Source organism: Ensifer adhaerens (genome assembly GCF_002940685.1).
GTDB lineage: Bacteria > Pseudomonadota > Alphaproteobacteria > Rhizobiales > Rhizobiaceae > Ensifer > Ensifer adhaerens_E.
Genome location: NZ_PNFP01000016.1, coordinates 21,922 through 35,161 on the forward strand (window position 1 = coordinate 21,922; position 13,240 = coordinate 35,161).

General features: G+C 64.8%; 14 protein-coding genes. 3 read left to right on the forward strand and 11 right to left on the reverse strand.

The annotated features are described in order from the left end of the window. Positions 1 to 4: 4 nt before the first annotated feature. The 5 genes from C1A35_RS27035 to C1A35_RS27055 all read right to left on the reverse strand — a co-directional run bounded on the left by C1A35_RS27035 (position 5) and on the right by C1A35_RS27055 (position 5,464). Positions 5 to 1,324 carry a hypothetical protein gene (locus C1A35_RS27035; protein WP_104667332.1) on the reverse strand — a complete coding sequence of 440 codons (1,320 nt, stop codon included), beginning with the start codon at positions 1,322 to 1,324 and terminating at the stop codon, positions 5 to 7. Continuing rightward, entirely contained in the window at positions 1,321 to 2,325 is a 1,005-nt protein-coding gene (locus tag C1A35_RS27040) for a hypothetical protein (RefSeq protein WP_104667333.1), read from the reverse strand. Before C1A35_RS27040 ends, C1A35_RS27035 begins: the two co-directional genes overlap by 4 nt. A 36-nt stretch (positions 2,326 to 2,361) precedes the next feature. Further along, the gene (locus C1A35_RS27045; RefSeq protein ID WP_104667334.1) at positions 2,362 to 3,240 is read right to left on the reverse strand and encodes a hypothetical protein; all 879 of its coding nucleotides are present in this window, start codon (positions 3,238 to 3,240) and stop codon (positions 2,362 to 2,364) included. 341 nt (positions 3,241 to 3,581) lie between these two features. Further along, on the reverse strand, positions 3,582 to 4,091 hold the full coding sequence (locus tag C1A35_RS27050) for a gluconokinase (RefSeq protein WP_104667335.1): 510 nt from the start codon (positions 4,089 to 4,091) through the stop codon (positions 3,582 to 3,584). After that, positions 4,088 to 5,464 carry a GntP family permease gene (locus tag C1A35_RS27055; RefSeq protein WP_104667336.1) on the reverse strand — a complete coding sequence of 459 codons (1,377 nt, stop codon included), beginning with the start codon at positions 5,462 to 5,464 and terminating at the stop codon, positions 4,088 to 4,090. The genes C1A35_RS27050 and C1A35_RS27055 overlap by 4 nt, the downstream gene beginning before the upstream one ends. A 281-nt stretch (positions 5,465 to 5,745) precedes the next feature. Here C1A35_RS27055 and C1A35_RS36095 point away from each other — a divergent pair, with 281 nt between their 5' ends. Next, positions 5,746 to 5,883, forward strand: a complete 138-nt coding sequence (locus tag C1A35_RS36095) for a hypothetical protein (RefSeq protein WP_158665177.1) — start codon at positions 5,746 to 5,748, stop codon at positions 5,881 to 5,883. 105 nt (positions 5,884 to 5,988) lie between these two features. Here C1A35_RS36095 and C1A35_RS27060 read toward each other — a convergent pair whose 3' ends face one another. Beyond that, complete coding sequence (locus C1A35_RS27060) at positions 5,989 to 7,332, reverse strand: aminotransferase-like domain-containing protein (RefSeq protein WP_104667337.1); 1,344 nt, start codon at positions 7,330 to 7,332, stop codon at positions 5,989 to 5,991. A gap of 132 nt (positions 7,333 to 7,464) precedes the next feature. Between C1A35_RS27060 and C1A35_RS27065 the strand changes: the two genes are divergently transcribed. After that, positions 7,465 to 8,223, forward strand: coding sequence for a sulfite exporter TauE/SafE family protein (locus tag C1A35_RS27065; RefSeq protein WP_104667338.1), 759 nt, complete (start codon positions 7,465 to 7,467; stop codon positions 8,221 to 8,223). 109 nt (positions 8,224 to 8,332) lie between these two features. On the opposite strand, the gene C1A35_RS27070 is transcribed toward C1A35_RS27065, so the two are convergent. Continuing rightward, positions 8,333 to 8,815, reverse strand: a complete 483-nt coding sequence (locus tag C1A35_RS27070; protein ID WP_104667339.1) for a methyltransferase family protein — start codon at positions 8,813 to 8,815, stop codon at positions 8,333 to 8,335. A gap of 153 nt (positions 8,816 to 8,968) precedes the next feature. On the opposite strand from C1A35_RS27070, the gene C1A35_RS27075 reads away from it, so the two are divergent. After that, positions 8,969 to 9,394, forward strand: coding sequence for an OsmC family protein (locus C1A35_RS27075; RefSeq protein ID WP_060604512.1), 426 nt, complete (start codon positions 8,969 to 8,971; stop codon positions 9,392 to 9,394). Between the two features lie 52 nt (positions 9,395 to 9,446). Here the strand turns inward: C1A35_RS27075 and C1A35_RS27080 are convergent, their stop codons facing one another. The 4 genes from C1A35_RS27080 to C1A35_RS27100 form a co-directional block, all read right to left on the reverse strand. Then, positions 9,447 to 9,827: a VOC family protein gene (locus tag C1A35_RS27080; RefSeq protein ID WP_104667340.1), complete on the reverse strand. Its 381-nt coding sequence runs from the start codon at positions 9,825 to 9,827 to the stop codon at positions 9,447 to 9,449. 118 nt (positions 9,828 to 9,945) lie between these two features. Further along, positions 9,946 to 10,917, reverse strand: coding sequence for an aldo/keto reductase (locus tag C1A35_RS27085; protein ID WP_104667341.1), 972 nt, complete (start codon positions 10,915 to 10,917; stop codon positions 9,946 to 9,948). Positions 10,918 to 11,030: 113 nt separating this feature from the next. Next, positions 11,031 to 11,441, reverse strand: coding sequence for a hypothetical protein (locus C1A35_RS27090; protein WP_104667342.1), 411 nt, complete (start codon positions 11,439 to 11,441; stop codon positions 11,031 to 11,033). 455 nt (positions 11,442 to 11,896) lie between these two features. Beyond that, complete coding sequence (locus C1A35_RS27100; protein WP_104667343.1) at positions 11,897 to 13,237, reverse strand: HlyD family type I secretion periplasmic adaptor subunit; 1,341 nt, start codon at positions 13,235 to 13,237, stop codon at positions 11,897 to 11,899. Positions 13,238 to 13,240: the final 3 nt, after the last annotated feature.

A 13,240-nucleotide genomic window follows, 5' to 3' on the forward strand; every position in this document is an offset into this window, starting at 1 on the left:
GCGGTCACCTCCCCAACGTCTCGTAGAAGTTGCGATGGATGATCTCCGGCGCGGCTTTCTTGCGGATCAGCGCGATGCGCGCTGCTGCAATCAAGAAACGTTCCGGAAGTACGCCTGTATCGGTGCCTGTCTCGAGCCGCGCGGCGGCTTCTCGCACGAGCGCTGCGTGCTTGGGCTGAAAGCGTACCACGTCAGCGAGCGCCCGTCCTCCATATTCCTTGAAGCTCGTGAAGCACATCGCGTCGAGCGCAGCGTCTATCTGCTGCGGCAACTTCGCACGCACCCAGTCCGGCACCTGCCTCCAGACGGAGGCGGGGTAGAGCATGTCCCAGGACCGGCGGAACGCCTGTGCATCCTCGCCGAACCCCATCCGCTCCAGGAGACGGATGTTGAGCGGCACCCTGATGATCGGCGTCGGGTGCACGGCCTCGTCGGAATAGGCGGCGGTCTGCTGGCGGGAGCGTCCGACGACATCCATGAGCGAGCCGACATAGGCAGGCCCAATCAGGAGCACGCCGGCGAGATCGGCATAGGCCTCCTTGTGCCACCGCGCCCAGACCTCCGCGTTGCGCTCCGGCAGCTTGTGCTGGTCGAAGGCAAGCTTGATGCGATGCGGCATGATCTCCCAAAGCTCAAGGTCGTTCTGCAGATTGTGCGCGACCTCATGCGGCACAGCTCCCAGCGACCAGGGGTTGACCAGCCGATGAAACGGTACCTTGACCAGCGGAAACGGATTTTGCCGCTGGCCGAGCTTGGACAATTTCACGCCACGCCGATAGGTCGCCGGGCCGAACCCCGCTTCCATATAGGCAAACGGAACCGGAGACGGGATCGACCGCGCCCGCCCAAGGCCGAGATAGACCGCCTGGTAACAATCGAGCGCGATCCGGTCGATCCCGCGAAGCCAATGGCCGAAGGGGCCGATGCGCTGGCCAAAGAGGTTGAGGTAGAACTCCCAGATCTTCTCCGTCTCGCTGGCGAGCGCCTGGTTGCGCTCCTTCAGTTGCAAGAGCAGGGCGCGGCCGGAATCGCCGGCCTTCGCGATGTTGCCGGCGAGCGTCGCCAGCCGCCTGTCCTCGACCATCTGCCGCTTGCGTGCCTCCTCGATGAGGCGGTTTACCGCCTGGATGTGAGACCGGCTGGGCGATTCAGGCCCGGAACCGAACTCGTCCTCGCGGAAGGCTCGAAGGCCCGTCACGTAGCGTCTGGCATTGACCGCCGTGCGCACGGCAAAGAACGGCAAGGCGTTGCCGCTGGTGGCCGCCGCCGCGCCGGGTCGGCTCTTCACCTTCGTCGCTACCGGTATCGTCGCCACGACGTTCATCGCCATATCTCCGGGTCCGAGAACAACTCGTCGCTTTCTTTCGACGGGACGGCCCTCACCGCGAAGCTGGCGGCGATGATGGCAAGTTTTGCCATGGCCGGCAGGTGGGGCGCGAGCGCCGCGTTCACCACGTCGGCCAGCATCGGGACGGCACGATCATCGATGATGTTGAGGCGCCGCGCCGCATCGGCAACCGCCGCCGACGTCATTGCATTGATACCGGCATCTGCGACGTCACCGGCATTCGGATCCGAGAACAGACGCGTGAATTCCGCCACGAAGCGGTCGCTGGCAAGCCCGACAAAACGGGCGCGGACCTGAGCGATCTCGGAGGGCAGCAGTGTCGGATTGCGCCGAGCGATCGCCTGGTCCGTCAGCAAATTGCCGGTGGCGGCCCGGGCAAAGGCGACCCTGGCAAGGCCGGCAAGTCGCTGCCGCGCCTGTTGCGCGCTGTACCTCGCCTGCTTGCTCGCCTGTCCCCTTGACGCCCAACGTCTGACGTCGCGCGCCGCCCGCAGGTTGGCTTCGATCCTGTTGCGCCGCGCCGCCTTTGACCTCGGGTCTTCGAACTCGACCCCCTCACCCCGACCCGACGTGGCCAGTCTTCGGTCAAGGCTGCGAAGCAGATAGGCCCTGGCCGCTGCATTCGACCAGACGGAGCCGGCAAGCCGGCGGGCACTGCCTTCCTCTGCAGCCGGTTTCTCGAGCCCGCGCGAAAACATGTCGACTGCGGCCATGCGAAGCGCGAGGCGCACCAGATGCTGCCGTTCGGCGCTGCCGCGTTCGCGCAGCCGCATCGCATAGGTGCCCGGCAGTCGCTGCAAGAGAAGCGGGATCGCCCACCGTGCCGCGGCAAGGACGAGTTCTCGTCCGGACCCGGAGTGCCCTCCCGGCGCGCCGGCGAGGCGGCCGGGGCGCTGCGACCGCCCCGGTCGTGCCGCGCCGCGCCTGTCCACCACTTCTATGGTGTAGGCCGGGGCCATATGGCTGCTCGCGTACATCGTCGTTCTCGCCAGCCTGGGTTGCGGTTGAAGCGTTCAGTAGAAGCGTTCTGCCCGGGCGACTGCGCGTCGATCGATCTGCCGCTTCTTGGCGACATTGCCCGCGAGCGCCTTCGCAATCGTGTTCGGATTGGTCAGCGTCCGGTTTGCCTGCTTGGCCATGACGCGAATGGCGGTTCGCGGCGTAACCGGTTTTCCCGTCTGCGCCTTGCGGGTGAGAGTGGCGATGGTGCGGCGCTGGATCGTCGGCAGCGTCCGGATCAGGGTGCGGGCGCGCGGATCGTTGGTGGAAGCCAGCCGGCGGGCCACGTCGGCGCTCGCCTTTGCCAGAACCGGTGTCACCGTCTTGACGGCGAGAGGCGCGCGACTGGAGATGGTTATCGTGATCGCCGACCCCAGCGCGAGCGCATCGCTCACGGGCGCCTTCGACGCGGCAACGGCCATCGCCTCGGAAAGCTGATCGTCGATTGCCGGAACGCGGATCATGGCGTTCATTTCGTCTTCGGTCTCGCCTTCGTCTTCCGCCTCGAGCGAGCGCACGACAGACCCGAGCTTGCCGCCGATGGCAGCGCCGGCCGGCCCGCCGAGCGCGCCGCCGATCACGGTGCCGATCTGCGGGGCGAACTTCTTGGCGATCGGTGCCACGACCTTGGCTGCCTTCTTCGCTGCCTTCCACACCGAGCCGAGGAACTGGTCGCCCTCGGCCTCCATGGTAAACTCGTCCTCGAAATCGTAGCCGTCGGCGGAGAAATCTTCAGCTTCGAGGTCGAAGTAGTTGCCTTCGGGTTCGTTGAAGCCCTCGTCCTCAAAATCTTGAAAATCGAGAGCATCGCCGGCTTCGGCGGCGAGGAACCCTCCCTCATCCTCTCCGAGAAGTGCTTCAAGTCCGTTGAGCGAGCCCCTGTCCTGTGCCATTTCATCCTCCCTCGAAGATGGGCCGCTGCGGCCCGAAAAGAGATGAAGGAAAGTGATACTCCCATTGCCGAGGGGGCGTTAGAGACACGCATTCAGTAGCTAAGTTGAGCTAGTCAAATACGGCCCCCGGCCGCCTGTGTCGGCTCCGGCCCAGGGGTATCGATCTTGCGCTCGCGCCCACGGAAAGGCCGAGCAGACCACCCGGAAAATTGGGATTTCGGGCCGACGAGCGGCTTCACGCCGGTCCCGGCTGCGCAGCGACAAAGCCGTGCGCCGACGCCGGTGCACGACCGGCGAACGCTATTGCCCGCCGGTCGGCGCGGCGCAACCGCCGCAACCGGCTAGTTGCCCAGTCCCCGCAAGGCGAGCTCGACCTGTTCGCCCGTTGCGAGCGCCACGTCGACGACGACGCCATCCTCGTCCGGACCGAGCGGTTCGAGGGCTGCAAGCTGGGTGTCGAGCAGCGAGGCGGGGAAGAAATGCCCGGACCGATGCGAAAGCCGGTCGGCCAGCACGGCGCGGTCGCCGTGCACATGCACGAAGCGCACGCGCGGCGCTCCGGTGCGCAGGATGTCGCGATAGGCACGCTTCAGCGCCGAACATCCGACCACCGAGGGGCGGCCAGCCGCCTCGTCCTTGGCTATTTCTGCCGCCAGGGTCCGCAGCCAGGGCTCGCGATCGTTGTCATCGAGCGGAATGCCGGCCGACATCTTGGCGACGTTTTCCGGCGGATGGAAACTGTCGCCCTCGACAAAGCGCCAGCCGAGCCTTGCGGCCAGCGCCTCGCCGACGGTGGTCTTGCCGCTGCCGGAAACCCCCATGACAACGATATGCTGCAGATCCGCGCTCATAGCAGCCACCATCCGACGAGCGCGAAGGCGAAACCGATCACCCCGAGCAAGGTTTCCATCACCGTCCAGGTCTTGAGCGTCGTGCGTTCGTCCATCTGAAGGAAGCGGCCGACAAGCCAGAAGCCGGAATCGTTCACGTGGCTCAGCACCGTCGCACCGCAGGCGATGGCGATGACGAGGAAGCACAGGTCGAAGGGGCTCAGCCCCGTTGTGGCCGCAACGGTCGGCGCAAGCAGGCCCGCCGTCGTCGTCAGCGCCACGGTCGCCGAACCCTGCGCCACGCGCAGGGCCGTGGAGATGAGGAAGGCGGCGACGATCAGCGGCATGCCGATGGTCTCGAGGCTGCCGGCGAGCGCCTGCCCGATTCCGCTTGCGCGCAGCACGCCGCCGAACATGCCGCCGGCTCCGGTAACGAGGATGATGCCGCAGATCGGGCCAAGAGCACCGTCCATCAGCTTCTCCATGTCCTTGAGCGTACGCTCGCCGCTCAAGAGCCACATGCCGACAAGAACGGTGATCAGCAGCGCGACCGGCGTCTGCCCGGCCATGCGCAGGATGCTGACCCACAATGCGCCGCCGTCGATCACCTTGGCGGCGGCCAGCGTCGAAAGGCCGGTATTGAGGAAGATCAGCACGAGCGGCAGCAGCAGCACCAGCAGCACCGTGCCGAAGGACGGAGGTACGTCGTCGTGCGCCGCCTCGCTCGGCGATCCGAGAAGTGTCGGAACCGGCAGTTCGAAGCGCTTGCCGGCCCATAGGCCGAAGATGTAGCTGCCGAGATACCATGTGGGCAGGGCAAGGACGAGGCCGACAAGCACGAGGAGGCCGATGTCCGCCCCCAGCAACTCGCTTGCCGCGACCGGGCCCGGATGGGGCGGGAGAAACGCGTGCATCACCGCGAAGGCGCCTGCCGAGGGCAACGCATAAAGCAGCACCGAGCCGCCGAAGCGGCTTGCGACGCTGAAAATGATCGGCAGCATGACCACCAGGCCGGCGTCAAAGAAGATCGGAAAGCCGAAGAGCAGCGAGGCGACGCCGAGCGCCAGAGGCGCGCGCTCAGGCCCGAACTGGCCGATCAGCCGATCCGCCAGCACCTGCGCTCCGCCGGAGACTTCCAGCATCCGCCCGATCATCGCGCCGAAACCGACGAGCAGCGCGACCGAGGCAAGCGTCGAGCCAAACCCCTGCAGCAGCGTCGGCACCACGTCCTTGAAGGAGATGCCGGTCACCAGCGCGGTCAACAGACTGACCAGCACCAGGGCGACAAAGGCATGCAGACGCAACCGGAGGATAAGAAAAAGAAGCAGGCCGACGGCTGCCGCCGCGATCAGCAGCAGCGTCGCGGTTCCATAGACGGGTTCGATCGAAGTCATGTGTCCTCCTTGTTCCGGAAGTGAGGTCAAGGGCCTTATAGTCTATGTTCTTTCTCAGCAACCTACCTGAAAGAGGTGGACATAGGAGATGCGCCCGTAAGATCACGGGCTGTGGCCCGACGGTAACGATCGCCTTCCACAGGCGATCGCGGTGCGTTTGAGGCGCGTCGCATTGCCATAGACAGTCATCGCCACACGCACTCGATCAAACTCCACCGGGCGTGTTAGGTATGCGACCTCGGCAACCCTGTCGTGATTGTTGAATTGAAAAGGTAGAATAAATGCGCGCTACAATCCTGTTGGCAATGGTTCTCGCCCTCGCCGGATGCTCCCAGACCGGCGGCGGCGGTGGTAGCTACGCCGCGGACTACGAGGCCGGCGACGGTGACTACTACCACGGTATCGTGGCGCCAAGATAAGCTTTCGACTGCCTTCACGAGAGACCCCTTTCGTGTTCCAGCGGGATGGACGCTTGCACCGCTGCTCCATCCCGACGACCGGGTCGATCAGGCCAATAGGGGCGCTCACTCCGTGGAATAGAGCTCTTCCTCCCGCGCGTTCAGCATCCCCGCCAATGTTCGCAGGCCGCTGTCGAGCTGCTCCATCGTCGGGGTCGCCAGCGCCAGCCTGACGGCATTCGGCGCGTGCCCGGGCATGACAGCGAAGGTCGTCGAGGGCGTCAGGGCGATATCGCGCCTGGCCGCTGCAACGACGAAACTCTGCGAGCGCCAGTGGGGCGGCAAGGTCAGCCAGAGATGGAAGCAATTGCTGTTGGCCTGGACTTCGAAGCCGGAGAGGCGGTCGGCCGCAAGCTTCTGGCGCGCGCGCGCGTCGAGCCGCTTCAGCCTGACCAGCTCGGCAACGGTGCCGTCGGCCATGATCCGCTGGGCAGCGGCGAAGGTAAAGCCGGAGGCGGACCAGCCGCCGGACCGCACCGACGCCATCATGCTTTCACGCAAGCGCAGCGGCGTGACGATGAAGCCGAGCGACAGGCCCGGCGCGACCCGCTTGGACAGGCTGTCGACGACGACGCAGCTTTCCGGCGCCAGCGCGGCGAGCGGCAGGTCGTCCTCGAGAAAACTGTAGACGCGATCCTCGATGACTGGGAGGTCGAGTGCTTCGACGACCCGGATCAGATCGCTCCGCCGCGCCGGCGACATCGTCGTGCCGAGCGGGTTCTGCGCCGCAGGCTGGACGTAGATCGCCGAGAGCCGGGCCTCCTGTTGCGCCTTCAGCACCGAGTCCGGCCGCACGCCGTCCTCGTCCATCGCAAGCGGCACCAGCGTGATGCCCAAGCGGACGGCGACCCCCTTGATGAAGGGATAGGTCAATGCCTCCACCCCGCATCGGCCGCCCGTCGGGACGAGCGCGGCGAGTGCCGCGGCAATGGCCTGCCGTCCGTTGCCGGTAAAAACGAGTTGCTCGGCCGCAGGCGCCCATCCGCCCCGTGACAGAAATTTGGCCCCCGCGCTTCGCGCCGCGGTCGTTCCGGTGCTGGTGACCTGCCTCAGCGCGCCATCCAGGGCCGCGACTTTTTCCAGGCCCGCGAGGCTCCTTGCGATCAGCGCGGTCTGTTCGGGCAGAACTGGATAGTTGAATTCCAGGTCTATCCGGATGCCGCGCGGCTCGCCGAGCGCCTCCGCGCCGCGCCTGGCCTCGCCCGAGACGAATGTGCCCCGGCCCACTTCGCCGACGACAAGTCCGCGACGCAGCAATTCGGAAAAGACGCGGCTGGCGGTCGAAACGGCAATCTTGTGCTCATAGGCAAAGCGTCGTTGCGGCGGCAGGCGGTCACCCGGCTTCAGTGTACCGTTCGCGATCTGCGCCGCGACCGCGTCCGCGAGCCTGATATATTCGGAGTTCGACATTTATTGCTCCGAGTACAATGTTTGGATTGCACAGAGCATTATCTGCGATCATTCTTCTCCCATCAACCCACTTCCACTGAAAAACGCGAGACGCTTCCGGCGTCGCGGGCGCGTCAACGCGGAGCCACCGCCATGGAACTGACCCTTGCGACAATTCTGGTCGCCTTTGCCGGCGTGTTTCTGATCAGCTTCATGCGCGGCGCATTTGGCGGCGGCTTCGCCATCATCGGCATTCCGCTGCTGTCGATCGTGATGGATCCGGTTGCGGCCGGCGGTCTGCTCGCGCCGCTGTTCATCGCAATGGACCTCGTTGCCTTGCGCTACTGGAAGCCATCGACCTGGTCGAAACCGGACCTGGTGCTGCTCGTTCCCGGGCTGGTGATCGGTATCGGCATTGGTTACGTCGTGTTCCGTGTCCTGGACCATCGGGCGATCGCAATCCTGATGGCAGCGATCACGCTTGCCTTTGTCGGCCTCTGGCTCATCCGGGGCGCGGAGGTGACGCCGCATCCGCGGTCGCGACCAAAGGCCGTTGCCGCCGGCTTCACCTCGGGGATCACCACCATGGTGGCCCATTCGGGCGGGCCGCCGCTGGCGATGTACCTCTTGCCTCTCGGCCTCAGCAAGGAAATCTATGCGGGAACCACGAGCCTGTTCTTTACCGTCGGCAACGCGACCAAGCTGGTGCCCTGGCTCATCCTTTCGCAGCCATCGATCGGCACCTGGACGCTGATGGCGCTTTGCCTTCTCACCATTCCGGTCGGCGTATGGTCGGGCTGGCGGCTGCATGGCGTGCTGGACCAGCGCCAGGTCTATCGCGCCTGCTATGGGCTGCTGGTCGTCACCGCATTGAAATTGCTGTGGGATGGCGTTTCCGGCTTCATCGCCTGACCCTTGGATCTAAAGCGCGCCGCGAACTTTCAGATACGCTCGGTGCGCTTTAAAGTATTGATTTGTCGCTTGTCGCGCAAAACCGCTGCGCACTTTTGCGCGACAAGCGCTAGAGCCAGCGCCTGACGCGCGCCTTGTAGGCCCGATAGACGTCGCCGAACTTGCGTTCGAGATAGGCCTCCTCGCGCGCCACCACGCCGTGGCGGATGACGAGATAGAAGGGCGCCAGCAGGATCAACAGCCACAGGCTGTCAAAGACGATGGAAAAGCCGATCAGGCCGAGGAACATGCCCATGTAGATGGGGTTGCGGGTGAAGCGGTAGGGACCGGCTTCGACGATCGTCGACGTCGGTCGATGGATCTGGATCTCGGTTCCCGCGCGGCCGAAGGTCATCGCCGCCCAGATCAAAAGCGCGAGACCGGCGAGAAAGACGATGCCGCCGACGAGGACGCCCTGTACCATTTCGGGCACGAACGGCAGCGGGTAGAGCCGGTCGAGCACGAGGCCGCCGCCCACCGACAGCACCCAGGCGACCGGCGGGTGAACCACCGCACCGGAACTGTCAGGCGCTTGTCCCGTCGCCTCGTTCATCCGAACACCTCCTCGTTCCCGCACAAATGGCGCAGCTTGCCATTTTAGCGGAAGCGGACCATTTGCGAAAACACTTCGAGGCGGTATGTGAACTGGAGATCATCGCTCTCCTTGGGTCGGTGAACCTGCTATAGCTACAACAGGACGAGACACATGAAAGCACGCGTCAAATGGGTGGAAGACCGGACCTTCGTCGGAGAGTCCGGCAGCGGCCACAAAGTCGTATTGGGAACCGCCTTCGGAGAGGAAGGGCGCACCCCGGGACCGAGCCCGATGGAACTGGTGCTGATCGGCACGGGCGGCTGCTCGGCCTATGACGTCGTGCACATCCTGGAGAAGGGCCGCGAGCCGGTCGAAGACTGCGTCGTCGAACTCGACGCCGACCGTGCCGAGACGGAACCGCGCGTCTTTACCCGCATCCACATGCACTTCATCGTCAAGGGCCGCGGGCTTGCGGTCAACAAGGTCGAGCGCGCCGTTTCGCTCTCGATCGAGAAATACTGCTCGGCCTCGGCGATGCTCGCCAAAACCGCGACGATCACGCATGATTTCGAGGTGGTCGACACCAGCGCCGGCTGAGCCGACCCGTCTTTCGTTCCCGGTGGGACGAATGACATTAAGCGCGCGGAAGTTATCGGCGCGCTGGCTGAAACAGTTCGACGACATTGCCCGAAGGGTCGACCAGCAGGATCTGCGCCCCTCCGGGCCCGGTGACGATGTCATTGCGAAAACGAACGCCGGCGCGGCGCAGCCGCTCCACCTCCGCGTTCAGGTCATCGACGATGAGATGGATGCGGTTCCAGCCGCCGGGACCGGGCCTCTCGCCGTCCGGCATCGCCCTGCCCGCCGAGCTCTTCGGCCCACTGAGCAGCAGCCGCAGCGCTCCGCGCTGGACATCGGCGAAGGCCGGCGGATAGCTCGTCAGAACCGAAAAGCCGAGATGGGCGGTGTACCAGGCGACCGCAGCCTCCACGTCGTCGACCATGTAGCGAACGTTGACCGTTTCAGACATTGCCTTTCCTCCGAAGCGAAGACTGTCGTCATCAGAAACCGGCGCCCTGGGCATGAGCTTGTTGCGGGTCGACCTCGCTCGACAACGTCCTCGTCTTCAAGGAGGATGTCGCCGATTTTCAATCTCGATAGAAATTGCGCCGCCAGCGATGGGCGCTCAGCTTCGCCCGCTGGGCGTCCGGCAAACCCCGCCCGTCGCCGATGGCGCAGTTGCGCTCGACGTTGCGCACCGAGCGCATCCCCGGGATGACCGTCGAGACGGCCGGGTGGCTGAGAACGAAGCGAAGCGCCGTCTCCGCCAATGCGTCCGGCTTGATCTCCAGGTCCTCGACGATCTTCTGCGTCCGCTCCTCGACCTCGCGCTTGCGCTCGCCGCGGAAATAGGTTTCGCGGAAATCGCCCTCGGGGAAGACGGTGTCGGCGCGGATCTGGCCGGTGAGGCCGCCCTCATCCAGCGCCACGCGGACGATGACCCCGACATTGTGCTTCAGGCACGCCGGCAGCAGCTTTTCCTCAGGCGCCTGCTCGAAGATGTTGTAGATCACCTGCACGCTGTCGACGACGCCGGTCTCGATCAGTCTCAGTGCATTGTCCGGTTCGTAGTCGTTGATCGAAACGCCGAAGAAGCGGATCTTGCCGTCGCGCTTCAGCCGCTCGACCGCCTCCAGCCAGTCGCCGCGGCCGACCCATTCGTCGGACCACACGTGGAATTGCTGCACATCGATGGTCTCGACGCCGAGATTGCGCAGGCTCGTCTCGGTGCAGGCAATCACGTGGTCGGCCGGAAAGGTCTGCTCGGCCGGTGTGCCGGCATGCGCGGGCCATTGCAGGTTCTGCGGCGGGATCTTGGTGGCGACGTGGATCGTCTCCGACCTTTCGCGCAGCAAGGCGCCGATAAGCTTTTCGCTGTGGCCCTGACCGTAGCCGAGCGCAGTGTCGATAAAATTGAGGCCGAGATCGACGGCGCGGTTGAGTGCACGCGCGGACTCGTCGTCGCTGGCACCCTGCCAATGGCTCTTGCCGATGCCCCAGGCACCGTAGCCGATTTCGGAGATGCGCAGGCCCGTGCGGCCGAAGGTTCTGTAGTGCATGATGATCTCGCTGGCATTGGAGAGGATGGGACGTCGCCGGTTATCTAGGCTTCGGTCATCGACCGTCAACCGGGATATGTCCCGGTCGCAGACGGCATTCCTGCCCTGACGTCCTATGCAAGGAACCAGAAGAAGACGGCCGACAGGAAGATGAAGGCGAGCACCATCCCCATGAACTGCCGCATGGCCTCGCTGGTATTGTCACCGAGCAGGGCCACCCAGATGGGGCCGCCGGTGCAGTCTTGGTCGCGGAGGTCCTCGATGGAGGCCAACGCTTCGCGGCCGGCCGGCCGGTGGCTGTAGTCGTGCGGCGGCGGTTGCCGGTTGCGATCAGCGACAGGAGCAGCCGAAAGGTCGGGCGCGACCAGGCCGCCGTCGCCTGCATCGACGACCTGCGCCCGCCCGGCCTCCATTGCGGGCCGGTCGCGCGCCGCATCATCCTGCCGGAGACGCCCGGCGCCATGGTGAAACGCCCAGCGCAGTGCTTTCGGCGACGAATCGGATTTCGAGCGACGGATAGACATCACGCACCTCCCGCAGCCTTAACCGCCTGTCGGGCGCTTTGGTTCCGTGCGCAGGCACGGATTGATCGCGTGGCGGCCGTGATGCGCCGCTTTAGGGGCTGAAGAGAAGTTGCCGAAAACAAAAGAGCCCGCCGCGGGAGGAGCGGCAGGCTCTCTAAAAATCGATCAGCAGCCTGGGAGGAGGAGTGGCGCTGATCTCGTGAACGATCCATGGGAGGAGGAGATCGTTCACCGCATCGAAGCTCTGCGGGAGGAGATGCATTGCTTCGATGAGGTGAATATACAGCGATCCTGCCCAAATCGTAGGCGGAATTTGCGCAAGTCAGCTATGCGCTATGCGCGCAGCGCAACATCGGAGGCGGCCATACCGGCGATGTGCGGGGAGGCTTCGGGCCACGTACGACTGGGCGTGGACGTGCGCATCCACGCTTGCGCGCCGCCATCGGCCGCGGCGATCAGTTTTCCATGAAGGCGCGCGCCATGCTGTCGCGAATCGGCTTGGTAAGGTAGTCGAAGAAGGTCCGTTCCGCGGTCTGGATCAGGATTTCGGCCGGCATGCCGGGGGTCACGACGAAGTTGTGAACCCTTGCAAGCTCGGTTGCCGGCAGGCTGACGCGCGCCAGGTAGACCTCGCGCGTGCCTTCCTGCGTCTGCACCGGCAGGGCGTCCGCCGAGACGTAGAAGACCTGCCCGTTGAGGACCGGCGTCGTGCGCTGGTTGAGCGCCGTCAGCCGCACCGTCGCCTTCTCGCCGACCCGGATATTGTCGACGTCGGTGCGAAGCACCTGCGCCTCGATGATGAGCGGCACGTCGGCCGGCAGGATTTCCATGATCGGCTTGCCGCTCTCGATGACGCCGCCGGACGTATGGAAATGCATCCGGATGACGGTCCCGGTGACCGGCGCGTTGATCGTCGCACGGCGCAGCACATTGGTGGCGCCGCGCAATTGTTCACGCACCGTGTCGAGTTCGGCCTCGGCCTTCTGCAATTCGTCGAGCGCCGCCTCCTGGTAACTCTGTTCGGTCTGGTTGACCTGCTGCTGCTGCTTGAGGATCTGGGCGCCGGTCTCCGAGACTTCGGACATCAGACGCCCGATCTGCCCCTCTGCATCGGCGATCGCGCGCTGGATGGTCTTGATCTCCGTCTTGCGGATCAGGTCCTTGGCCAACAGCGTCTTCTTGCCGATATATTCCTCCTCGAGCAGGACCCGTTGCTCGCGCACCGATTTCAGCTGCTCATGAAAACCTTGCGAGCGGAACTCCAGGCTCTCGATGTTCCGCTTCAACAGTCCGATGTCGCTGTCGAGCTTGCTCCTCCAGGTCTGGAAATTGAGCTCCTGGCTCTGCACGATCGGGACAATCTCAGGATCCTTCTTGACGTGCTCCGTAAGAGCCGCCGGCAGCACGATCTGCTTCAGACCATGCGCCTGCGCGGTCAGCCGGGCGACGATCGCCTCCAGTCGCGCCCAGCGCAGAAAATACTGCCTCTCGTTCGCTTGCGCTGCCGTCTCGTCCAACCGCACCAACGGCTGATCCGCGGTTACCCGGTCGCCCTCGCTCACCAGGATTTCCTTGATGATCCCGCCTTCGAAGTGCTGGACCACCTTGTTCTGCCCGGTTGCGACAAAGCTGCCCTGGGCGATGATGGCTGCCGCCAGCGGGGCGGTGAAGGCCCAAATGCCAAAGCCGCCGAAGGTGACCGCGATCAGCACCAGGCCGATCATCGTATGCTGCCAGATCGAGCGCGGAACCTCCGCGTACCAGGTCAGATCCTGCACTTTGGCCATGTCGCTCATGTT

Coding starts and splice junctions, on each gene's coding strand:
- C1A35_RS27070 (WP_104667339.1), bottom strand. CDS start 8,815: ATGAACGAGGCGACGGGACAAGCGCCTGACAGTTCCGGTGCGGTGGTT.
- C1A35_RS27080 (WP_104667340.1), bottom strand. CDS start 9,827: ATGTCTGAAACGGTCAACGTTCGCTACATGGTCGACGACGTGGAGGCT.
- C1A35_RS27100 (WP_104667343.1), bottom strand. CDS start 13,237: ATGAGCGACATGGCCAAAGTGCAGGATCTGACCTGGTACGCGGAGGTT.
- C1A35_RS27065 (WP_104667338.1), top strand. CDS start 7,465: ATGGAACTGACCCTTGCGACAATTCTGGTCGCCTTTGCCGGCGTGTTT.
- C1A35_RS27075 (WP_060604512.1), top strand. CDS start 8,969: ATGAAAGCACGCGTCAAATGGGTGGAAGACCGGACCTTCGTCGGAGAG.
- C1A35_RS27085 (WP_104667341.1), bottom strand. CDS start 10,917: ATGCACTACAGAACCTTCGGCCGCACGGGCCTGCGCATCTCCGAAATC.
- C1A35_RS27090 (WP_104667342.1), bottom strand. CDS start 11,441: ATGTCTATCCGTCGCTCGAAATCCGATTCGTCGCCGAAAGCACTGCGC.
- C1A35_RS27060 (WP_104667337.1), bottom strand. CDS start 7,332: ATGTCGAACTCCGAATATATCAGGCTCGCGGACGCGGTCGCGGCGCAG.
- C1A35_RS27035 (WP_104667332.1), bottom strand. CDS start 1,324: ATGAACGTCGTGGCGACGATACCGGTAGCGACGAAGGTGAAGAGCCGA.
- C1A35_RS27055 (WP_104667336.1), bottom strand. CDS start 5,464: ATGACTTCGATCGAACCCGTCTATGGAACCGCGACGCTGCTGCTGATC.
- C1A35_RS27045 (WP_104667334.1), bottom strand. CDS start 3,240: ATGGCACAGGACAGGGGCTCGCTCAACGGACTTGAAGCACTTCTCGGA.
- C1A35_RS27050 (WP_104667335.1), bottom strand. CDS start 4,091: ATGAGCGCGGATCTGCAGCATATCGTTGTCATGGGGGTTTCCGGCAGC.
- C1A35_RS36095 (WP_158665177.1), top strand. CDS start 5,746: ATGCGCGCTACAATCCTGTTGGCAATGGTTCTCGCCCTCGCCGGATGC.
- C1A35_RS27040 (WP_104667333.1), bottom strand. CDS start 2,325: ATGTACGCGAGCAGCCATATGGCCCCGGCCTACACCATAGAAGTGGTG.